Annotated in this window: 20 protein-coding genes; 10 read left to right on the forward strand and 10 right to left on the reverse strand. The window is 48.5% G+C overall.

The annotated features are described in order from the left end of the window. Positions 1-27: 27 nt before the first annotated feature. Genes pilV through AYI96_RS18685 form a run of 6 tightly spaced genes read left to right on the forward strand, consistent with a single transcriptional unit; the run spans position 28 to position 6,229 of the window. Entirely contained in the window at positions 28-573 is a 546-nt protein-coding gene (gene pilV, locus AYI96_RS18660) for a type IV pilus modification protein PilV (protein WP_144362131.1), read from the forward strand. 4 nt (positions 574-577) lie between these two features. Next, positions 578-1,552: a PilW family protein gene (locus tag AYI96_RS18665; protein WP_144362132.1), complete on the forward strand. Its 975-nt coding sequence runs from the start codon at positions 578-580 to the stop codon at positions 1,550-1,552. Positions 1,553-1,562: 10 nt separating this feature from the next. Further along, entirely contained in the window at positions 1,563-1,997 is a 435-nt protein-coding gene (locus AYI96_RS18670; RefSeq protein ID WP_071477019.1) for a PilX N-terminal domain-containing pilus assembly protein, read from the forward strand. 4 nt (positions 1,998-2,001) lie between these two features. Continuing rightward, positions 2,002-5,529, forward strand: a complete 3,528-nt coding sequence (locus AYI96_RS18675) for a pilus assembly protein (protein ID WP_144362133.1) — start codon at positions 2,002-2,004, stop codon at positions 5,527-5,529. 8 nt (positions 5,530-5,537) lie between these two features. Beyond that, on the forward strand, positions 5,538-5,933 hold the full coding sequence (locus tag AYI96_RS18680) for a type IV pilin protein (protein ID WP_039034878.1): 396 nt from the start codon (positions 5,538-5,540) through the stop codon (positions 5,931-5,933). Beyond that, on the forward strand, positions 5,930-6,229 hold the full coding sequence (locus AYI96_RS18685) for a TapY2 family type IVa secretion system protein (protein WP_101094699.1): 300 nt from the start codon (positions 5,930-5,932) through the stop codon (positions 6,227-6,229). The genes AYI96_RS18680 and AYI96_RS18685 overlap by 4 nt, the downstream gene beginning before the upstream one ends. Positions 6,230-6,264: 35 nt before the next feature. Here AYI96_RS18685 and AYI96_RS18690 read toward each other — a convergent pair whose 3' ends face one another. The 6 genes from AYI96_RS18690 to AYI96_RS18710 all read right to left on the reverse strand — a co-directional run bounded on the left by AYI96_RS18690 (position 6,265) and on the right by AYI96_RS18710 (position 13,061). Beyond that, entirely contained in the window at positions 6,265-6,672 is a 408-nt protein-coding gene (locus AYI96_RS18690) for a CBS domain-containing protein (protein ID WP_071477011.1), read from the reverse strand. Positions 6,673-6,723: 51 nt separating this feature from the next. Beyond that, a complete protein-coding gene (locus tag AYI96_RS18695) occupies positions 6,724-8,472 on the reverse strand; it encodes a lysophospholipid acyltransferase family protein (RefSeq protein WP_313955000.1) in 1,749 nt (582 codons plus the stop codon). A 15-nt stretch (positions 8,473-8,487) separates the two neighbouring features. Next, on the reverse strand, positions 8,488-9,354 hold the full coding sequence (locus AYI96_RS18700) for a UDP-2,3-diacylglucosamine diphosphatase (RefSeq protein ID WP_144362134.1): 867 nt from the start codon (positions 9,352-9,354) through the stop codon (positions 8,488-8,490). A gap of 224 nt (positions 9,355-9,578) precedes the next feature. Beyond that, the gene (locus AYI96_RS20635; RefSeq protein ID WP_260853031.1) at positions 9,579-9,713 is read right to left on the reverse strand and encodes a hypothetical protein; all 135 of its coding nucleotides are present in this window, start codon (positions 9,711-9,713) and stop codon (positions 9,579-9,581) included. A 154-nt stretch (positions 9,714-9,867) separates the two neighbouring features. Beyond that, positions 9,868-11,226 carry a YjiH family protein gene (locus tag AYI96_RS18705; RefSeq protein ID WP_144362135.1) on the reverse strand — a complete coding sequence of 453 codons (1,359 nt, stop codon included), beginning with the start codon at positions 11,224-11,226 and terminating at the stop codon, positions 9,868-9,870. 290 nt (positions 11,227-11,516) lie between these two features. Beyond that, complete coding sequence (locus AYI96_RS18710; protein WP_039034874.1) at positions 11,517-13,061, reverse strand: methyl-accepting chemotaxis protein; 1,545 nt, start codon at positions 13,059-13,061, stop codon at positions 11,517-11,519. Positions 13,062-13,585: 524 nt separating this feature from the next. Here AYI96_RS18710 and AYI96_RS18715 point away from each other — a divergent pair. Next, positions 13,586-14,293, forward strand: coding sequence for a hypothetical protein (locus AYI96_RS18715; RefSeq protein WP_071477015.1), 708 nt, complete (start codon positions 13,586-13,588; stop codon positions 14,291-14,293). Positions 14,294-14,326: 33 nt separating this feature from the next. Here AYI96_RS18715 and AYI96_RS18720 read toward each other — a convergent pair whose 3' ends face one another. After that, positions 14,327-15,187: a U32 family peptidase gene (locus AYI96_RS18720; protein WP_071477016.1), complete on the reverse strand. Its 861-nt coding sequence runs from the start codon at positions 15,185-15,187 to the stop codon at positions 14,327-14,329. Positions 15,188-15,197: 10 nt separating this feature from the next. Next, positions 15,198-16,199: a peptidase U32 family protein gene (locus AYI96_RS18725; RefSeq protein ID WP_039034872.1), complete on the reverse strand. Its 1,002-nt coding sequence runs from the start codon at positions 16,197-16,199 to the stop codon at positions 15,198-15,200. Between the two features lie 140 nt (positions 16,200-16,339). Between AYI96_RS18725 and AYI96_RS18730 the strand changes: the two genes are divergently transcribed. Beyond that, entirely contained in the window at positions 16,340-16,858 is a 519-nt protein-coding gene (locus tag AYI96_RS18730) for an SCP2 domain-containing protein (RefSeq protein WP_039034871.1), read from the forward strand. A gap of 1,427 nt (positions 16,859-18,285) precedes the next feature. On the opposite strand, the gene AYI96_RS18735 is transcribed toward AYI96_RS18730, so the two are convergent. After that, a complete protein-coding gene (locus AYI96_RS18735) occupies positions 18,286-18,777 on the reverse strand; it encodes a glutathione peroxidase (RefSeq protein ID WP_039036082.1) in 492 nt (163 codons plus the stop codon). Positions 18,778-18,896: 119 nt separating this feature from the next. Between AYI96_RS18735 and AYI96_RS18740 the strand changes: the two genes are divergently transcribed. Beyond that, on the forward strand, positions 18,897-20,267 hold the full coding sequence (locus AYI96_RS18740) for a magnesium transporter (protein WP_144362136.1): 1,371 nt from the start codon (positions 18,897-18,899) through the stop codon (positions 20,265-20,267). Between the two features lie 109 nt (positions 20,268-20,376). On the opposite strand, the gene AYI96_RS18745 is transcribed toward AYI96_RS18740, so the two are convergent. Further along, positions 20,377-21,360, reverse strand: a complete 984-nt coding sequence (locus AYI96_RS18745) for a DUF4382 domain-containing protein (RefSeq protein ID WP_039036084.1) — start codon at positions 21,358-21,360, stop codon at positions 20,377-20,379. A 498-nt stretch (positions 21,361-21,858) separates the two neighbouring features. Between AYI96_RS18745 and AYI96_RS18750 the strand changes: the two genes are divergently transcribed. Continuing rightward, positions 21,859-22,374 carry a GNAT family N-acetyltransferase gene (locus tag AYI96_RS18750; RefSeq protein WP_039036085.1) on the forward strand — a complete coding sequence of 172 codons (516 nt, stop codon included), beginning with the start codon at positions 21,859-21,861 and terminating at the stop codon, positions 22,372-22,374. Positions 22,375-22,593: the final 219 nt, after the last annotated feature.

Raw genomic sequence — 22,593 nt, forward strand, 5'->3', positions numbered from 1 at the left:
ATGGCGCTGTCTGGAGATTTGACACCTATGAAAAAACGCAGGGAGGGGTTCTCTCTGATTGAGGTTATGGTAGCGCTCGTCATTTTGGTGATAGGGCTTATCGGGATATTTAACTTACATATAGTAGCCAAGCGCGCCAGCTTTGAATCATTTCAACAGACTCAGGCTGCCTACTTTGCCAACGATATCCTCAATCGAATGAAGCTCAATAACAAGGTTTTGAGTAGTTATGAGGGCTCCTATGATGGAAGCGGAAGTGCCCCTGCAAAATCCTGTGATGTGGGCCTTAGCGCCACTGTGACCTGCACTACTGCCGAGACTTTGGCTTGGGATCTTTACCAATGGCAGGAGCTCTTTACCGGCGCTGCTGAAAAGGCAGATAGCCGGAATGTCGGCGGCCTCGATAGCGCCACTGCTTGTCTGACTGTCAAAGGCAGTGATGTCACTATCGTGATGGCATGGCGAGGCATTCAGGAAACCGCCGGCACCGCCTATGAAGCGACTGACTGCGGCGATAGCCTGGGGAAGCGTCGGCGGGTTTTTATCCTCAAGACTGTGATTAACCAAGGTTAAGGCGATGAGTGTGACAAATTCAAAGCAGTCGGGTTTTTCTCTGGTTGAGCTCATGGTGGCCATGGTTATCAGCCTGTTTCTGACACTAGGCTTGTTCGCCATGTTCAGTATGTCTGCCACCAATGTTACTACCACAGGGCAGTTCAATCAGTTGCAGGAAAATGGCCGTATCGCGCTGGCTATCATGGTACCGGATCTGAGTCAGGTAGGTTTCTTCGGAGATATGACGGGTACAGACTTTGTGCTGGGTACCAATACTCGGGTCGATAATACAGTTGGGACAGATTGCACCGGCGAGGGGCTCAACAACGCCACTCTGCCTAATGATAAACCTGCCCACTTCAGACGTCTTTGGGGCTATGAGGCCGGGGTGAGTACCGGCTCACTGAGCTGTGTCAGTTCAGTGATTGATAGGACAGATGTGATTCAGATTAAACGTCTGGTGGGGCCTCCCGGTACCGGCGGTGGTTTTCGGGTAGCGACAACGGCCAGCCAGGCGGTGTTTTTTAACGATACAGATCCCGCCCTTGAAAACCAAAGGGTGTGGGAATATCAACACCATGTCTACTTTATCAAAGACAATAACGGCGTGCCGGTTCTGACCCGCAAATCACTTTCTAAAAATGGAATGGATGTGGACGAACCCTTGGTCGAAGGCATAGAGAATATGCGCATTCTCTATGGGTTTGATGAGGATGGTGATGACACAGCCGATAGCTTTATGCCGGTGCAGAGTGTGACGGATCTAATGTGGGATAACCAGCTGTTTCAGCGAATTGTGGCCTTGAGAGTCTTTTTACTGGTACGTTCAGTTGCAGAGGACAAGGCATATATAAATGAGAATACCTATCAAATAGGCGATAAAACAATTACATACCCAAGGCCTGACAAGAATGACAATGTAAAACCTGATCACTTCCGCCGTAAGGTGGTTTCGACCACTGTGGTGCTTGAAAACCCGGTGTTGATAAGGAATTAAGTAGATGAAGATAAGGCAGCAGCGGGGAGTTGTACTTTTTTTTGCACTTATCCTCCTGATTATTTTGACCTTAATTGGTGTGGCACTGGCGGTTAACTCCAGTCAGTCGCTGCGCATGGCCGGCGCCGGTGCCGAGCGGGTGGAAGCCAAAGCCTTGGCCGATGGTGGGTTGCAGGCGGTTATTACAGAGTATGCCGGGGCGCCATTTGCGAATGTTAAAGATGAAGTGGGTTTGGACAGATTTTATGGTAAGCAGGTTATTTCGCCTTTACCGGAAACAGGGGTGAAGGATGTTAGTTGTCAAAGAACCTCCAATGCTACCGGAGCCAATTTAGTGAGTTGTCGCCGATTTCAGATAACAAGTACAGTCAGTTATGGCCGCGATAGCCTAGGTTCGTTAACGGTTGCATCCGGAGTTGAACAGCAAATACTTACAGGAAACTAAAATTATGTTTAATAAACTATTACTAAGTGTTCTGATGGCCATGGTTGTAGTTTCTGGAGTTACTATTGCTGATGATACAGAACTTTACCTAATTGATTCTACAGTCAGAAGTGGTAAACGTCCGCAAGTGCTATTTATCTTCGATAATTCGGGGAGTATGTCCACCGAAGATGAAAATGCTATAAGTTCATACTGCTCTGAAGAAGATTATAATAATAAACGTTGCACGTACGCTGATGGTTTTTCTGATTACCTTACTGGATATGCAGGCTATATTAATGAAAAAGGTATATATTGGAACGCTGGAGGTATAGATAATACGAGTACTATGCCTGTGCCTGATGACCCAACAGAGTCCCGTAGATTTTATAGTGATAATAATAATTGTCAGCTTGCCGCTGATGCATTAACTTCTAGAGGGCGATATACTGGCTATTTGCGGGAGTTTAAACTGAAAGGGAATTCCGGTAAATGGTATTCTCTGGCAGATAATGAAGGGTTTAATCAAGGGCAGATTGTTGATTGTTACGAGGATGTATTAAATGAAAATCCTGGCAATCCTGGGAAAAATAAGAAGGGTGGAGATTTTCGTTTAGGGTATCCTATAGATTCAAAAGATATGTATACAGTAGATACGGACGATGTCGCTAGTCAGTACAGCTTAGACCATACTGATTTCGGAAAGGGGTCTCCTGTCACCCTGTATACTGCTCATTATCTAGTTTGGTATGAGTGGGTAACAACAACTGAAGATGGTAAAAATAGTGGTGGAACTGGAACAAGGCTTGAGGTCGCAAAGGAGGCTTTAGTTTCAGCTCTTACAGATTTGGCTATTCCAATCGATGCGGGTTTAGCCGTATTTAATCTTAACTACCCTGAAGAGGGTGATGCGAATGGTGGTAGAATCGTATTCGATATAGCGGAAATGACCGATGGTAATCTAACCAGTCTTACATCATTAATTAATGGTATGCCGGCGCAGACCAATACCCCCTTATGTGAAACATTGTATGAAGCATATCAATACTTTAGTGGTGGGCCTGTAACATATGGCAATAAAGATGCTAATGGGAAAGGTCTTTTCAATATTGATGACTACATTCCTAATAACCCGCCAAGTATTATATCTTCAGGTAATTACTCATCACCGTTTAAAAAATGCCCTGATACCGCATATGTTATCTATATTACAGATGGAGCACCAACTTTAGATAATAGCGCTAATGCGAATATTTTATCTTTGACTTCATCTTCAGATAGTGCTGCTGATTATTCTGGGTTTGAGTTTGTGAATGATGATGGTGAGGAAGAGGTTAGTTATTTTCCAGCATTAGCTGCTTACATGTATAACAATGACTTGGTTAAAGGTATTAAAGACTCAACCGGGATAGATAATAAACAGAATGTGCGAGTTTTTACAATAGGTTTCTCCGAAGGCGCGGAGACGGCCGCAGCTCTTTTAGAGGAGGCGGCTTTTAGAGGAGGTAATCCAAGAAATGACAATGGTATATCTAAAGGTTATTATGTTGCTAAAACTGGGTTAGATTTAGTTGGAGCTATGGATGATGCTCTGAAGTCAATTTTATCAATAGACTCTTCTTTTACCTCACCAAGTATTGCCAGCAATAACTTTGATAAAACTCAAACTTATAATTCTGCTTATTTCGCGATGTTTTTACCCGGTGAGGGGCCCAGGTGGAGCGGTAATCTTAAGAAGCTTAAAGTTAACTCATCTGGAGAAATTGTTGCTCCTGGCGGCACTACTAACGCAATTGATCCTAGCGGAAATATTGCACCGACCGTGTGTACTTATTGGAACGCTTGTTCTGGGAATAAGATTGATGGTAATAAGGTTAACTCAGGCGGAGTGCTTCCAACTTTACAGGATAGTTTAAAAGGTAGAGCGATAAAGACTAATGTAGGCAATGGTTTGGTAGACTTAAAAAGCTCAAGCTTTAGCTCTGCTTACTCTCAAGATGATCTAGATTGGTTATATGGCGTTGATGTGGATGATGATGATGGTGATAGCATTACATCAGAAGCTAGAGAAGATATAATGGGTGATCCTCTCCACTCCAAACCCTTGGCAATTAACTTTGGTGGAACTCCAGATGATAAAGGAGAAAATCTTGATGTTAGAATACTAATTGGTACTAATCAGGGTTTAGTACACATGTTTAAAGACTCAGATTCAGGAAGCGGTGATTATTCTATTGGTAATGTTCAAGAGTCATGGGCATTCATACCCAATGAATTATGGGGAAATGTCCCTGAGTTGCGTAGAAACTATGAAACTGGAGTACATAGTGTTTATGGAATGGATTTGTCTCCTATCGCTTATACTGAAACAGACTCAGCCGGAAAAGTGTCTAAGGCTTGGGTCTATTTAGGTATGCGAAGAGGGGGGAGTTCATATTATTCATTAGATATAACAAACCCAGATAGCCCAGTTTTTAAATGGATGATTAATTCTGACAGTGCTGGGTTTGAGGAGCTAGGTGAGTCATGGTCTGAACCTGTCATTACTCATATCCCAGGTGTTAGTGGCCCAGTGTTGATAATTGGCGGGGGGATGGCTTTTTCTGGAGGAGCTGGTAATGCTATATATATAATCAATGCTGCTACTGGTGAACTGATAAAGAAATGGTCTGAAGTTGGGATGAGTAGCATTCCCAATAGAGTCGCAGTACTTGATAGTAATAATGACGGTTTAAGTGACCGAATTTACGCTTCAGATGTGAGTGGGCAAATATGGCGAGTCGATATGCCTAGTAATGAGATGTCTAAATGGCCTATCTTTATGTTTGCCTCTATTGCTACCTCAGGTTCTCCTAATGATAGAATGTTTTTTGTTGAGCCAGTTGTGGCTCAGACTCAATTCAGCAATATACATAGTGATAATGGGGCTTTAAGTTATCAAAATATCCCTTATGATGCAGTAGCTATTGGTAGCGGGAATCGAACTCATCCTCTAGGTACAGCAACAGACGATATGTTTTATGTATTTCAAGATAGAAATGTTGTGACTCAATATTTTTCAGACGGTACTCCACAGCCACTGGGTCTTGAAGATTTGTATGATGTTACGTCGTCGGCTCCTGCATCTCAATCTGAGGATGTTGCCTTTGGAACAAAAAGAGGATGGTTTTATAATTTTGGATCTTCAGGGGAAAAATCCCTATCAGCATCATTAATTTTTGACGGCAAGGTGTATTTTACATCTTTTGTTCCGCCAGTTAATTCAGATATAGATTTAGATGCAGGGATATGTGGATTTGCCGGTCAAGGCCGTTTATATGTATTTGACTTGCATAAGGGAACACGCAGTTTTAGTGAAGTTTTTTATGATGTTGGGGAGAGAGTGCCAGATACTCCTCAAATAGTTATCCCTAAACCAGAGACTGATGAGGATCCTACTGCATATATTATCGGCGTAGGAAAGGGTGAGTGTGAAAATGGTGATTGTAAAGGAACAATTTCTCTGGGAAGTGGTTTAACGACCAATCGAATTTATTACCATGTAAATGAGTAGGATAAGAGATGAAAAGACCAGCGGGTTTTACCCTGATAGAAGTCATGATCACTGTGGTCATTATCGGCATACTGGCGTCTATCGCTTATCCATCTTATGTGCAGTACATTGCCAAGAGTACTCGCTCCGAGGCTCATGCGGCCTTGATGCGACTGGCCAATCTGCAGGAGCAATACTATTTGGATAATCGCACTTATGCCACGGATATGACCAAACTGGGGCTCAATGCCAGTCCCTTTATTACTGAGAATGGTCATTACAGTATCGCGTCAACCGGCACAGCGGATTTCACCCTGACCGCAACGGCACAAGGAGCGCAGGCCAGCCGCGACAGTAAGTGTAAAACGCTGACCTTGACCGATGCCGGGATTAAAAGTGGTGCTTCAACGGAGTGTTGGAAATGATTAGATCAATTAAATATGGTTTGTTGCTCCTACTGCCCGGTATGCTATTTACAGCCCAAGCCGCCGAGCGGCAGGATGTTAAATGTCACTTGATTACCAGCAAGGGAGAGCAGATTGCCTTTTATCGCTGGGACTTGGACAAGCAGCAGCTATTTATGGCGCGTTTGAGCGGTAAGTCGTTAAAGGATGCCCGCGGTAAGCGTTACTTTATCAGGGAAGCCAGAGAGTGTGTGTTGCTCAAGGAAGCATTCAGCTCTGAGAAGGCTCGTAAGTTGGATGAGATGACTCTAAGATAATTTTCCCTAAGTCATGACACTTGAGCCAGTTCGGGTTAACAGCAATAGGCTCGCAATAGATCCTTCCAGGTCACTATACCGACAATTTCGCCGTCTTCCAGTACCGGCAGTGAACCTATATCTTTCTCCAATAAGAGCCTGGAAGCCTGCGCCAGGCCTACGTGTGGCGCAACGGTTACAGGGTTACGGCTCATTACTTGGTGTGCCCGCTTATTGAGGGTTTCCAGATCTCTGCTGCTGGCGGTATCGCTGCCAAGGTTGGGGCTTAAGGCCCGCAGCAGATCACGTTCGGACAGGACGCCTTCCAGCTTGCCTTCATCATTCACTACCAGTAAGTGATGAAAGCCTGCATGATGAAATATCTCTTTGGCCACACTCAGGCGATCGTCCATTTCCACTGTGACAACCCGAGTGATCATGATATCGGCGATGCAGAGCTGCATAGGGATCCTCCATAACCTTTCCTTTGTTATATCAGAGCCCTGTCAATAATGCTAACTCAGAGCATTTTCATCTTGCTGATTGAGCTCCTGCAGATGGCAATCGATATAGCGGCTGCGTTTTTTGAACTTGAGTTTGTCCAAGTCCACCAGCACCAAGCCATCGATACAGTCGGCAAAGTCGGCATCCACTCCAAAGGCGAGGAAGCGCACCCCATCAGGCTGACAAAGTTCGCCGTATTGCTTGTAGAGAGTTGGCACAGCGGCTCCCATACTGGCAAGGGTCTGCTTGAGCTGTTTAAACGCGTCTTGATAATCCGAATCGATATAGAGTTTGTCCAGCTCAGTCTGGCGCTCAGGTGACAGACCAAAAGGCGCGAAAGACTGTGCCAGTTGTGTCTTACAGGGAAACTGCTGCAGGTAGAAGTGCACCAACATCTCCTTGGCTGGTGCCGGCAGTTGGTTGCTTATGGTCACCGGGCCGAATAGATAGCGGTAGCCGGGATGACGAGCCAGAAAGGCACCTATGCCGTACCAGAGGTAATCGAGACTGCGCTTCCCCCAATATTTAGGCTGTACAAAGCTGCGGCCGAGTTCCAGGCCCTTGGTGAAATAGGGCGAAAATTCAGCTTGATAGTGAAACAGTGACTCACTGTAGAGGCTTTCTCCGGCACTGTGCAAGTTCGCAACTTCGGCAAAGCGGTAGGCGCCGACTATTTCCAGCTCCTTGGGATCCCAGAGCACCAGGTGCAGATAACTGGAGTCGTACCTGTCTATGTCTCTGCGTTTTCCCGTACCTTCACCTACGGCGCGGAAAGCCAGTTCCCGCAGCCTACCTATCTCCCGCATCACAGGGCTGCTGCCCTGATGGCGGTAGAGGAAAATCTGCTTGTCATCCTGAGTTTGACCAAGCTGCTCGCACTGCAGTAAAGCCTGTTGCAACTCACGACGTTTTTCCGGATGGGCGATGGCGCTCTGGGTGTTGAAAAGTGGGCTACGATTCTTGCCGATGCGATAGAGATGGTTCTTCAGCAGACTGACCCGGGTTTTGAGCGGGAAGTTACTGCCGCTGACCGCTTCTGCCGGGATAAGCTCGCCGATACGCACCGGCAAAGTGTTACTGGCTTGTTTAAACATCTCCTTGACCAACAGCAGGGTAGCCAAAGGTTTATATAACATGGAAGCGCCGTAAAAGGTCGCCGAGTTCTTGGCATCGACATACATGGGCAGCAGCGGCGCATTGCAGCTGATAGCCATCTTCAGGAAGCCGGTTTGCCACTGGGTATCGCGAATGCCGTTTGGTCTGAGCCGGGAAACCTCACCCGATGGAAAGATGAGCACAGCGCCTTCACTACGCAGATGTTGATGGATCTTCTCCAGGTGTTGTCTGGGGGTGCCGCCTGTCATATTGCGAACCGGCAGCAGGATGTTGTGCAGTGGCGTCAGTGTCATCAGCAGCTCGTTGGCAACTACTTTAATGTCAGGCCTGACTTCGCTGATAAGTTTTATCAGCACCAGAGCATCCAGCGAACCTATTGGATGATTGGCGAAGATAACGACCCGGCCCTGATGGGGAATGTTTTCCACCTCACTGTCCGGCACAGTATAGCTGACGGCAAAGCTTTCCAGCACTTGTTCAACAAAATCCACGCCCTTGAGAAAACTGAATTGGCCGGCGATATCATTGCACTCCCGCTCATTGAGCAGATAACGCAGTAAGGCCTTGGTTGGCTTGGCGAGCCAAGGCTTGCTGTTGATATTGGGCAGATTGGATTCCACAACTTTATCGACGGTAAACATCATAATGGGGTACCTGATTTAAGCAGCTTGTTGTTCTTGTCTCTGCCAGGCGAAGCGTTTCAGTACTTCGGTCCGGCCCAGTTGTTCATTCCAGCGCTCGAGTTGCAGCTCGCCCTCGAGGGTTTCGGTCAATAGGGTGCAGTTCTCTACCCAGTCACCATCATTGGCATAGATAAAGCCGCTCATTTCCGTGAGCTCGGGCTGGTGAATATGGCCACAGATGATGCCGTCCACCTTCTGCTTGCGGCCATAGCGCACCACGGCTTCGCGAAAACTGTTGATGGCTTGCTGGGCCTTGCCGACTCTTTGCTTGATAAAACCGGCCAAAGACCAATAGGGGTACCCGAGACGGCGGCGAACCTTGTGCAGTTGGCGGTTGAGAAACATCAAGACATCGTAGAGGTGATCGCCGAGGCGGGCGGTGATGCGGCCGATACAGACTTCGGAGTCAAACTGATCGCCATGCAGCATCAGCAAGGTTTTGCCGCTCAGGGTTTGATGTCGGTACTCTTTGCTGATAATGACGTCGGCGAGTTGCAGCTGATGGTAGTCCTTAAACAGCTCGTCATGGTTGCCGGGCAGATACACCAGCTTGATGCCGCTCTGTGCCATCTGCAGCAGTTTTTGCAGCAGTTGGTTGTGACTCTCGGGCCAGAATACCCGGCGTTTGAGGGCCCAGATATCGACTATGTCCCCCACCAGATACAGCACCTTGGGCTGAACGCTGTTTAGGAAGTGCAGCAGGTATTCGGCCTTGCAGTCAATGCTGCCCAGGTGAATATCCGAGAGCCAGAGGGCGTTGAGCTTGATGACAGGCTCGGCTGCGCGGCGGGAGTATGGGCGAAATGTCGATGGTTTGTTGACCAATGACTTGCTGTCTTTCATCGCGGCTCCTGGATAAAACCAGTGAAACGGGTTTGACTGTGAAAGACTCTAAGTCAGTTATTTGACCTTGAAGTGACGTCTCGATGACCTTATTGTGACGCCCCGAACTCATCTCGATATCATTTGGCAATATGATGCGGAATTCGCTGCCATGCCCCGGTGCACTGATCAGGCGGATCTCGCCGCCAAGCACTTGAGTCACCAGTTTAAATTCCCGCAGTTGTTCATGGGACTCTCTCGACGGAGAGCTGTTTGAAGCTGCGGCTCCGCTTGGCGGCGCGCTCCAGGTTAGTCAGCATCAGTCGGCTGTAATCGGCCATTTCACTTTGGTACTGTTCGCAAATCTTGCTGATCGACATCCTTGGCGTACAAGCACTTGTTGAAGGCTTTAACATTCTCTGCCAGATGCGAAGCCGCGGTGACACAGATACTTACGGGGGGGGATTTCATAGTTGATGCTGCAAAAACGGCCGCATGTAGCGGCCGTTGTCGGGAGGTTAGGTTACATTGCCCCTAGAACAGCAGATGTGCCATTCCGGCAATTACCGGCAGGGTGACCAGAGTACGTAGCAGGAAGACGGCGAACAGCTCCCAAATTTTCACCGGTATCTTGCTGCCGATAAGCAAAGCGCCTACTTCACTCATGTAGATCAATTGGGTGACCGACAGCGCCGCAATCACAAAACGTGTTATGTCGGCTTCTATGCTGGTGGCCAGAATCGAGGGGATAAACATATCGGCAAACCCAACGACTATAGTCTTGGAGGCCTGTGTTGCTTCGGGGATTTGCATCAATTCCAGCAGCGGAATAAAAGGCATGCCAAGATAGTCAAATACCGGGGTGTATTCGGCGATGACCAAAGCTATGGTGCCTATTGCCATCACGACAGGGAGTACCCCGAAGATCATATCGATGACATTCTTTACCCCTTCGGAGAGCACCTTGAATATACCGCCGGTATTGGCTGCCTTGGTGAGCGCCAGTTCCAGCCCCCAGGACAGGGAGTTATGGCCTTGCGGCAGTGACTCATCATCTTTCTGCCTGGGACTGCCATCAATATAGAGATCTTTTTTGCGTGACAGCGGCGGCAACTTGGGCACAACTATGGCGGCAACAATACCGGCCAGACAGACCGTCAGGTAGAAGGGCACAAACATCGCCTGCAGTTTTACTTGAGTGAGCACCACAAGGGTAAAGGTGATAGAGACTGCCGAGAAGGTGGTGCCGATAACCGCCGCTTCACGTTGGGTATAGAAGCGGTTTTCATACTGCTTGCTGGTGAGCAGAATACCAACGCTACCATCCCCGAGCCAAGAGGCCATACAGTCGATGGCGCTGCGTCCCGGCAGGTTAAATACCGGTCGCATCAATTTGGTCAGTAAGGTACCGAAGAGTTCCAGCAGGCCAAAATTGAGCAATAAAGGCAGGAACATACCGGCAAAAAAGAACACACAGAAGAGTAGCGGCAGCAGGTCATTCATTACCAAGGCGCCGGTGGAATCGGCTCTGAGTATCTCAGGGCCAACCTGGAAGAAGGTCAGGCAGATAAATATTGCTCCCAATACTCTAACCAAGAGCCAGGCAGGGCTGATATTCAACAGAGAGTTAAGAAACTTGCTGTGGCGGACGAAGCCGGGACGAAGGAGCTTTACCAATACACTGGCAGTGGCCATAAATACTACTATGGCGCAAATTATGCCGGTCAGATAATCATTGAGCAAACCTTTGAGTTCACCGGCCAACACAGCTACAGGGATCGTCAGTTCGTTGTTATAACTGATAGGTGTCATAAAGAGTAAGACACCGAGCAGGGATGGCACCAGGAAGGTGAGTATGGTTGCTATGTTGCGGGGTTGTTTTTCGTTTGCCACGTTTGTTACACCCTGAATTTACACTAATGAATGAGTAAAAAGTTACTCGCCAGGGGCAATATTGGCTTTGGATGCATTTTCATTCAGCCAGCCCCAGAATTTAAGGGGGCAAGATTACCCCCTTAATGCGGCTATGTAAATTCATTCGCTGTCAGTTCTGTCTCTTTGATCACAACAGCATAGTTATTAGCAGTATTTGCGTAATTATTGTTTGAGCAGTTCCTAATAAAAAAGTCTTCAAAAATAAATAGTTAAATAATTGTTGCTCGAGTCAAGTCCAGGATTGAGCCTTAACCGAAGGTTTGTCTCAGATTCAATGACCTGTCGGCACTGGCCTTTAATTGCAATACGGCGTGCTCTACTTGACCTAGGGCAGAAACGTTGTCACGGGTGGCGCCATGAATCATCTGGATGCCACTTGCTATTTCCTGTACCACTTGCCCCTGCTGAGTGGCTGCCACGGCATTTTGTCTGGCGAGATCGTGTATTTCACTCATTCCCTGGTTAACTGTGTTGATGGACTCTACTGCCGATAATGCTTCGGTTGCACATTTCTGTGCTTGGTGTCTACTGGCTTCCATCTCAGTGGCCCACTTGGTCAGCATGCTGAACATAGTCTCTATGCTGGCTGAAATGCTTTTGGTGGACTCTTGGGTTCGAGCCGACAAGGCTCTGACCTCGTCGGCGACTACGGCAAAGCCGCGTCCCTGTTCACCGGCTCTGGCTGCTTCTATGGCTGCATTGAGGGCCAGCAAGTTGGTTTGATCGGCAATGGCATCGATTTCCGACATGGCATTGGCAACTTGCTGAGCTTCATCGTTCAGATGCTTGGCATTGGAAGCCGCCCTGGCAACATCATCGGCTAGGTGGAGAATATGTTTGCTGTTCTGATGCATCACATCCCGGCTTTGACGACAGAGGCCATAAGCCTCATCTATACGGCCAGAAGTAGCCTGAGTATTGTCGGCTACCTCACTGATTGTGGCGTGCAACTCTTCGATAGCGCTGGCAATTTGATGCATCTGTTGCTGCTCCAGATCCATGCCGACTCTGGCCTGCTCGGTGGCCACCACCAACTGAGCGGCAATATCATTGGTTTTCAGAGCTTGATCCTGAGTCCTGCCCAATACGCCTTGAAGCATGGCAGCTTTACGTTGTAACTGGAATTCGAGCACAGATGAGGTGTCTTGCCCGGCATAGATGAAGCGACTGATAGAGTCGTACTCTTGCTTGAGTGTCATCAGTCGGGCGGGAATACGAAAGGCTTCGTCATAGAAGATTGCCAGATTGAGCGCCATCAATATGGCCCCGGCCAACATCACTCCCCATCCCCAAATATAACCACAGAGCAGCAGACCAGCCCCAGCCATCAGTGCTGAAAGCAAGCGTTTTTGTGTCAGCGTCAGTGGATCTTTGACTTCTTTCCCTTGGTTCAGACGGTGGTAAACTTTGATGGCCCGCTTAACAGTCTCTTGGCTGGGCTTAACCCTGACGGATTGATAACCAATGATTTTTCCCTGTTCAAAGATGGGGGAAACGAAAGCATCGACCCAGTAAAAACCACCATCCTTACAACGGTTTTTGACCAATCCCCGCCAGGATTGGCCCGCCTTGAGGCATTGCCACATTTCGGCAAAGGCTGCCTTGGGCATGTCGGGATGGCGAACCATGTTGTGGCTGTGGCCCAATAGCTCGACTTCAGAGAAACCCGAGATCTTGGCAAAGGCAGGGTTGACGTAAGTGATAACGCCGCGAAGATCTGTGGTGGAAATGAGTTCGTCGGTGGATTGCAGACAGACTTCCCTGTCCGTAGTGGTGGAATTCCTTGTGGACATCTTTATTCCGGCTCAGAGTTAGTGGCCCTATGTTGATTCAGGCCTTATTATCGTTTTAAGTGTGATAAGCATAACATTTTTGTGGTTATTGGGGGGAGGGCTTTTTTGACAAATCTTTTAGGAACCAGTATTTGCATATCATTGATATGAATACTAATTGTAAAATTCTGTGGTCAGTGTTTTGGCCGGGATAAAACGCTATAAATAAACTGGCTATCGGCTGACTACAGTGGAATCTGCTGGTGCATTTTTGCCCTTGGACAAGCCATGTCAATTTCCGTGGCTGTCATCATCTTGACGATTAGAATCAATATCATCAATTAGTTGCTGAATAAGCCAGGGGCCAACGAACCGGAATCTATACTCTGGTGCCAAAATGCAATAATTCGACCGGGAGCGACTTTTGTTGTTTAAACTCGGGTAAATAAGCGATCAGTAACGCAAAAAGACCTTGCCCGGACTTTAAAAAAAATCTGGAGCATGTAAGTTAGACTGCAGAAACCTAATCCGGGGCAAACACTGGCATGTTAAGAAGACAGAGACTGGCAAGAATGGCGTTGAGCTTTGGTTTGCTGGGACTCTTTGGACTGCTGCTGGGCCTGGGGTTGGTTATCTTGGGCTATCAGAGTGGCGATGGCCGGGGCTTCAGTTTACTCAATCACAGTTTGAGTGAATTGGGCAGTTATGGTCATTCATCTTTGGCAGTGGTTCTTAATGGTGGTCTGTTCTTTGGCAGCCTGAGTTTGGTACTCTGCTGGTTGTTTATCCTGCAGCTATCTCGCCAATTGAGTGGTCATCTTCTTTATCTCAGTTTGACTCTGACCTGTATGGCGCTCGCCGGGGTGGGCTTATTTCCGGTCAATGTCTATCATCTCCACACTATGATGTTGAAGTGGTTTTTCATCTTTGGCTGTATCAGCGTAGGCTGCTATCTAATTTATCTAGTACAACGCCCCTTTGTCGCGGCCACCTTATGGACCTTAATCCCGGCGCTTATCAGCGGCATCAGTTTGGGCGCTTTTCTGTTTTTGCCATATCTGGAACTTGGTATTACCGAGGGGGACAATCCTTTTTACTATGAGTTGGTGCTGCAATTACCGCGCCCCGACTTTTGGTTGCCGGCGGTGCTGGTATGGCTGGGACTCGGCAGTTTTATGCTCTGGGTCCTGTGTTTGCTACTGTGTACAAAAGAGGCTCCCGATGAACAGGAGCCTGTTGAACATCCATATTAAAAGCCCAAACACGAGCTTGCTTAAGATTTTGATTTAACGTCTATAGACCATGCCTGGCGCGCCGTGCCAGTATCCATTACAGGCTTCATTGCTCGTTTCGGCGTCGACTTCACTCCCTGCATCTTGCCGTAAAGATTCCGCCAGAGCGATAGAATCATGGCCATCGGGTGATACCCTGAACCAGTCAACGCCCAAACGTTTCATTTCTGGAATATCCCGTCTGAGATCGCAGCGGCCTGCCGATTGAGTCTGGATACCGTTGAGTCGCAATAGCGGCTGTTGCTCCTGGGTTTGTGCGACCAGGCCTTTGGGGTGCTGGATGCATATTGTCTGACAGTCATCTTTCGCCAGTCCCCGATGGCGGGCAGTGAAACAGCGGGCCGAGTGGGCCAAGGGCAAATAACCATAGCCCAATAACTCGACTTCAAAGCTTGGTGCGGGAGTAGTGACTTTCTGTAGCCAAGTCTTTGACAGCTCAATGGGCATCACAAAGCGCTGCATGCCCCATTGGTGCAGTTTGTCCAGGCTGGCTCTGTTGTAGTTATTGATACTGGCGCCACAGACAAAGGGCAGTCCCTGTTCTCGCGCCATACCTACGGCGGCCATATCGTTGGCTTCAACCATAAATTCGCCATTATCAAGTTGTTTCTTAAGCTCTTTAAGCTCGGATTGTGCTTCTATCAAGGCCAAGGTTGACAGTACGATCTGTTTACCGGCGTCTTTGAGTTCATGGGCCAGGGCCAGATAATCGGCAAACTTCATCTGCCTGCGGCGGCTACAAACGGCTTCTCCCAGATAAATTAGTGGAATAGTGCTGTCTGCTACTTCACGGTAAAAGGCTTGTACCTGTGCTTTAGGCCAGCAATAAAGCAGCGGGCCAAGAGAAATATTCATAGAAAACTTCCTATTGCCAGCTGCGCTCGTAGGCACCCAGCGTAGTGGTTTGTCCCTCGGATACTTTGGCCAGTGCGGCATGCCATTCTGGTTTGGATTGGAACCGCTCAGGCGCATTCTGATAGGTGTCCAGTGCCTGGCGCCAAACCCGGGTAACTTGTTCCACATAGGCGGGGCTGCGTTGGCGACCTTCAATTTTGAGCGACACTATGCCAGCCTGAGCCAGTTCCGGCAGTAAGTCCAAAGTATTGAGGCTGGTGGGGGATTCCAGCAAAAAGCCTGGCTGGCTGTCTTCTTCGGTCAGATATCGTCCCTTACATACCACAGGGTAGCCCATCTGTTCATTCAACCCCGAGCTGTCAATCAAGACTTCGTTGAGACGGGTCTGGCGACAGCCTTGATTTTCCTGCCAGCGCACATGTTTTGCCGGTGAGCAGGAACCTCCTGAGTTGGGAGATTCCCCGGTCACATAAGAAGATAATTGACAGCGTCCTTCGGCCATAATGCATAGACTGCCGAAGGCGAACACTTCCAGGTCAACCGGGCTGGCTTTGGCGAGATCCTTGACCTGCTTGATGGAAAGCACTCTGGGAAGTACGGCGCGCTCAATGTTGAATTCTCGCTTATAGAGCGACAAGGCGCCGATATTGGTGGCGCTGGCTTGTACCGACAAATGCAACGGCAGGTGAGGGTAGTGATTATGGGCATAATCCAGCAGCGACAGATCGGCCATGATCAGCCCATCAATATCTGTGTTGGCGGCCAGATCGACGGCTTGATACCAGCGTTTCTCTTCACCCGGTTGCGGAAAGGTATTAATAGTCAGATACAGTTTGCGCCCTTGTGACTTTACCTCTTTGGCTGCCTGTTGCAGCTTGGTCGGTGTGAAGTTCAACCCGGCAAATGAGCGGGCGTTGGTATCGTCTTTCAACCCCAGATAGAGGGCATCGGCGCCGGCGTTGAGAGCGGCCTTGAGTGAAGCCAAGTTCCCGGCCGGACACAGGAGTTCCATGTTAACTTTCTCCCTAATTGCAAACAAAGCAGCAGTTTATCGACCTTTGGATCTCATAGAGTTGATATAAAACAGGTTTATAACCATAAAACTTAGTTAGACTGCCAGAGTTTGGGCTTTTTTATCAGGAGTAACTCAAGATGCGCACGGCTTTAGCCGCCAAGGCGGCGCGCGATATTCTCACCCTGGCTCCCAAGTTGGCCGGGAAACCGCTGAATTTGGTTCCTTTCACTATCAAGGCGGGTGTACTGCAACAGTTGTTGGCGGTATTGCTTAGCGAGCAGGTTCAGGATGGCGAGTTGGATTTTCTTGAAGACCAATGGGTTGGCGTCCGGGTCGAGGATATGGAATTGGCATTTGAAGTCAGCTTCAAACAGGGCTTCAAGGTGCGACCTTTTACGGCTCCGGAAGTCACTTTCAGTGCCAATAGCGCCGAACTCTTGCTGGTGGCAGCCGCCAAAGAGGATCCGGACACTCTATTCTTCCAGCGCCGACTGAGTATAGAAGGCGATACCGAATTGGGACTCGAGGTTAAAAACTTGCTGCTTGGCATAGATGTTCAAAGTATGCCAAAGGGGTTAAAACTAGCGCTGGATAAATTGGCTAATATGCTGACCACGCTTCTGCAAAGTTCACAAGCATCGCCTCAATGGGCCTGACAAGCAGTAAAATAGAGACATAAAAAAAGCGACCCATTTGGGTCGCTGTCAGAGTTCAATCTAAACTCTGGATGGTGCGCTAGAAACCATCTTGAAGGGAGGATAATGATGAAACACTCGGTTCACTAATTCTGACTACCGATTTTTCCGCGAGTTCCCGCACCAAGCAAAATAATTCATTTTATTTGTTTCACTCCGAACAGTAGATTCCAGAAAAGTCTGCCATATTATGATGTTGCAGTGAGTTTGACTCAGTCTTTTCATTTTCTTGAATGGCAATATTGGCATCAACTATTTATTTACCTGGGTGAGTTGAGCAGCAGGATAAAAAAATGGCAACCCAAGGGGCTGCCATATAAGGTCGTACAAAACTAATTCGTACAAAAAGTCGTGCAAAGAATGAAAACCCGCTGCGCTAGCGCCGGGCTCCCATCCAAGGGAGGTGATGATGAAACACTTGAAAAAGGTTCTGTTATTCAGAGTCGGCTTTGCCGAAAAAGTTTCCTGGAAAGAGAAATTTTTTTGCTGACCTTGGTTTGCGGCTGAAAAGCGGGGATAAAAAAATGGCAACCCAAGGGGTTGCCATATAAGGTCGTACAAAACTGATTCGTACAAAAAGTCGTGCAAAGAATGAAAACCCGCTGCGCTAGCGCCGGGCTCCCATCCAAGGGAGGTGATGATGAAACACTTGAAAAAGGTTCTGTTATTCAGAGTCGGCTTTGCCGAAAAAGTTTCCTGGAAAGAGAAATTTTTTTGCTGACCTTGGTTTGCGGCTGAAAAGCGGGGATAAAAAAATGGCAACCCAAGGGGTTGCCATATAAGGTCGTACAAAACTGATTCGTACAAAAAGTCGTGCAAAGAATGAAAACCCGCTGCGCTAGCGCCGGGCTCCCATCCAAGGGAGGTGATGATGAAACACTTGAAAAAGGTTCAGCAATTCAGAGTCGGCTTTGCCGAAAAAGTTTCCCTGGTGGATAAATTTTTATCTGCGACATGCCAAGCATGATTAAAGGCAAGTCTCCAAACAGCATGAAAATAGAGAATAAAAATGGCAGTCCAAAGGACTGCCTAAAAAATGCAGGGGACGAAGATCTTGGGCGCTAGCTCCAGTAGCTCAGTCCAAAAGGGAGATGATGATGAAACCGTTAAAATCGCTTCACTTATTCAGAGCTATTCGGAGAGAAAAAGTTCAGCCATAAAGAGATTTTTCATGTGGAGCTGGCAGGCATAAAAAAAGGCAGCCATTAAGGACTGCCTTATGATCTATCGAAGATCAATGGGGCCGCGCTAGAAGCCCCTTAGGGAGAATGATGAACATGAAAAAGTAAATTCACTGCTCACTATGTTGGAGTCTGCAGTGATGTTTTGGTTCCCCCTGAATGGCGAAAAATAATCATGTTTTTTTAATTAGTTTATTTTTCAATTGATTATTTATCCTGTAATAGCTGGATAATCTGATTACGCAGAGCCTCGGGTTTGGTTGTGGGAGCATAGCGCTTGCTGACTTTGCCATGGCGATCGACCAGAAACTTGGTGAAATTCCATTTAATGCTTTCCGAGCCCAACACGCCAGGGGCCTGCTGCTTGAGCAGTTTAAACAAGGGATGAGCATGGGGGCCATTGACTTCCAGCTTGGCAAACAGTGGGAAGCTAACACCAAAATTCAATTCGCAGAAGGACTGGATCTCCTGCTCATTGCCCTTTTCCTGAGCACCAAACTGGTTACAGGGAAAGCCGAGTACCACCAGGCCTTGGTCTTTGAATTCCTGATACAGGCTTTCCAATCCGGCATACTGAGGAGTAAAGCCACAGGCACTGGCGGTATTGACCAGCAACATGACCCGTCCTTGAAATTCGCTGAGATCCGTTTGTTGTCCTTGGATATTCTCAAGTGGGATAGCGTATATTGAGTTAGACATAGTGGCTCCTTGGTTGAAGCTTTACTATATAACACAAACTATATTGTTAGTAATTTATTTGTGCGCAATTTAAATTTTGACCCAAGCGCATACTAAAAAGAAAGAGAGAGGAGAGTTGAGTGACACAAACAGCAGCCGAGCCGGAGCTTCAACCTCAAGCAGAAGTGGGGCAGGTGGTACAGCAGTTAACGCTATTGGAGGGCGAAGCTCAGGCCGAGGTCTTTGGTGAGATCCTAGAAGAGGCCGATCCTGGCACGATAGCCTTATTGCTGGAATCCTTGCCGCTGGATGAACGCTATGAGCGCTGGAATCAAATAGCCTTCGCCGAGCGGTCAGCTGTGCTCAGCTTGATGCGCGCCGAACCCAGGATGAGCCTTCTTAGGCAGATGTCGGTGGAAGAGGTGGATCTGTTACTGGCGCAACTGTCAGCTGAAGAGATGATCGAATGGAGCGATTATTTGCCCGACAGCTTTATCGATCGTGCTTTGGCGCAAATGGGGGAGCGGCAACGCAAGCGCTATGAGCTTTATGATCAATACTCGGAAAATGAAATAGGTCGTTACACAGAACATCAGGCCTTGGTGCTCAGTAACAAAAGCCGGGTGGAACAGGCGCAGCGTTTTTTCCGCCGTATTGACTTGGATTGCTGCGAAAACCTCTATCTGGTGGATGAGGATAATCATTACCAGGGAACCGTCAGTCGCTATGAGATTTTTCGTCAGGATCCGCAAACCCCGCTTATTTCGCTTATCGAGCCGGACAGCCGGGTATTGTCGGCCGATTCATCCTTGATAGAGGCCGCCGAAGCGATAGAGCACAGCTCAGACATTGAGCTGCCGGTGGTCGATGAAGAAGGCACCTTAATCGGCCGCTTGACGCTGCGAACGGCAACCGCCTTGGTGCGAGAACACTATGAAGCGCGTTTGATGGCCTCGGCCGGTATGGATGAGTCCGATGACCTGTTTGCGCCTATCGTCAAGGGCGCTCGTCGCCGCGCCATTTGGCTCGGGATCAATCTACTGACGGCATTTTTGGCCTCTGCCACCATAGGTTTGTTCGAGGATGTATTGGCAAAAGTGGTGGCGCTGGCGGTATTGATGCCGATAGTGGCCTCTATGGGCGGAATTGCCGGCTCGCAATCATTGACCCTGATGATCCGCGGCATGGCGATGGGACAGATTTCCATAGGAAACCTGTTTTCCTTGATGAAGAACGAGCTTGGGATAGGGGCTCTCAACGGTATTCTCTGGGCCGTACTCATAGGTTTGGTGGCTGGGCTCTGGTTTGACGATAACCTGATTGGTATGACGATTGCTGTGGCTATTTTGGTCAATATGCTGGTTGCGGCATTGGCCGGGGTGGCAGTACCCATGATATTGCAGAAATTTAATCAGGATGCTGCGCTTTCCGGCTCGGTGATCCTGACTACGGTCACGGATGTTGTTGGCTTCTTTACCTTCCTTGGATTGGCAACCTTGCTGTATCTATAGTCGTTAGCTATTTATGTGACAGCATTGACCACTTCTGCAAAGTGGGCTCAATAAAAGACAGTCAAAAGAAAAGGGAGCACAGGCTCCCTTTCACAAAAGGCTTTGAAAGCTACTGGGCGACAATGGCGTTGAAGTCTTGCACTGTATCGGTTTGGTTGCTCAGGGTGACCTGATGCAACTGAGGGGCAGGGTTGGGAATAATAAGACCATCATATTGCTCTGGGTCGTCATTTTCCGCGCTGCAGCTGAAGGCCACTGTATAATCCCCGGCGGGAATAAAGCCAAAGGCGTATTTGCCGAAGTTACCTGCTTCATACTCCACTTCGACCGAGTTATATGGCACTACGGCGCCTTCTGGTACCGCATTCTGGTTGACATCCGGATCCAGGTTATCGGTCAGTAATGCTGGTTCCAGATCGTGGCCGGGATAGAGGTAGACAAAGTTGCCGCTATCGGCAGCACATTCACCTGCGTTGAACAGGTTGATATCTACCTCACCGGACAAGGAAGCCACAGTCGCATTGTTGACTATGGATACGCCGTGGGGCTTGAGGTTATAGCGCTGACCATTTTTGTTTTCCACCAGGCTGCGGCGCAGGTCAAATTCTATAGTGAAGCGCTGGACGCCGGTGCTGTCGACTTCGAAGCTGCCTAAACGCAGCCTGGTACTGGGCTGCTTGAGTGGCACTTGACCGGTTTCGTCGATCACATAGCTGAGATCTGAGCCGGTGGACTCATCCAGTATATGCAATATCAACTGTGAATAAGTGCCGACTTCCAACTCGGCATCGCTGAGGATGAGAGCGCTGTCGCTGCCTTGATACTCCAGCAGATCCAGTTGGCGGTAGTCTTCGCCGTTAGGTCCGGAGACCTCGAGGAAGATGTTATCTTGTCCTTCCCGTACCAGCTCAATTTTGTCAAACGCCACGACCACTTTTTCGGCACTGTCGACCGGGGCATCAGATACGGCGAAGCTAACTTTGGCGGTATTGGGTGTTGGTGTCGGCGGGGTATCATTGTCGCTGCCACCACAGGCAGTCAGCAACAGGCCTGAGCCGCAAAGCAGTGCGATACTTGAAATACGATTTTTCATCTTGGTTCCTCTTGTTGTTCCCGGAGCGTGACAGTGCCCGGTTACCCGGGGTTACTCAGAGAATTGTGTTTGTTGTCTGCCACAAACTCCCTCAATGGGGCTAACATAAGGAAGGTGCAAACAGGTCCTCGTGGCACTCTGGCTTACACAGCAATTGGCGTTCAAGGCATCTGACTGAAGGCATGCCGGGGCCTGTCAAAGTCGGATAACGCAGAGAGCCGGTTGCAGTGTAAGCCCCGAAGGGCGTGGCTTACAGGCCAGTTTGCTGTGTTGTGCTTCTTGCAAAGGACTAAGGCCATTTGCAGCGAATCACGCCTTGCATCCTGGCCTGTAAGCCTACGCAGAGCACACATGGAACCTGTTCGCACCTTCCCGAACTAATTGCGGCTTTTACCTGTAGCCATACGTTAATCTGGTTAAGCCGAGGTTAGGTTTTATGGGGAATGTCCCCTTCGATAGCTCACATATCCGCCAAGTATAGTCACCAAAGGAGTATTTATGCCTAATCCTGCCCAGGAAATCACGGTTTCCCTGGCCCAAAGTCCTGACTTGATTGCTGCCGCTTGCGCTTTGGTTGATAGCCGCGATGATAATGCTCACCCCTTGGATCATCAGGCCTTCATGGCCTCCCGTGCCGTGATAGTGGCGCAAAACGGAGTCGGGGAGCTGGTGGGCTGCGCTGTGATCAAGGCCGGTTGCGGAGATATCGCCGAGCTCGGATATTTAATGGTGCGCCCCGACTATAGACGGCGGGGGATTGCGGCGGCCCTGACCCAAAAACGGATCCAAATCGCCCGGGAAATGGGGATCCGGCTATTGTTTGCTACAGTTAGAGAAGAGAATCGTGCCAGTCGTGATAATTTGCTCAAGTCGGGGATGCAGTTTTGGGGGAACTATCTGAGTATCAGAGGCACAGGCAATACTGTGGGATGGTACTTTTTAGTATTGGATGACCAAGTGGATGTCGCTACAGAAATGCTCAAGTTGGTGGGGGATAGGGTCAGAATCGACTGAAATTACACTTTTTCGTCACCGGAGCGTGGCAAACTGGCATTTCCTGACAGAATTTTATCACGAATGCTGTGAGCTGGATTGCAAAATGTGGTTCGCCGAAATAGAGTTAAATCATTAACAATAAAAAATAGATTCAGTGCCTTGGGCGTTTGTGTTCTCAAGGATAAGGATAGCGCCATGGTCTTGGACGGAAATCGATTTGCCGACAGACAAACGTTC

The organism is Shewanella sp. MSW (assembly GCF_007636515.1).
GTDB lineage: Bacteria > Pseudomonadota > Gammaproteobacteria > Enterobacterales > Shewanellaceae > Shewanella > Shewanella indica.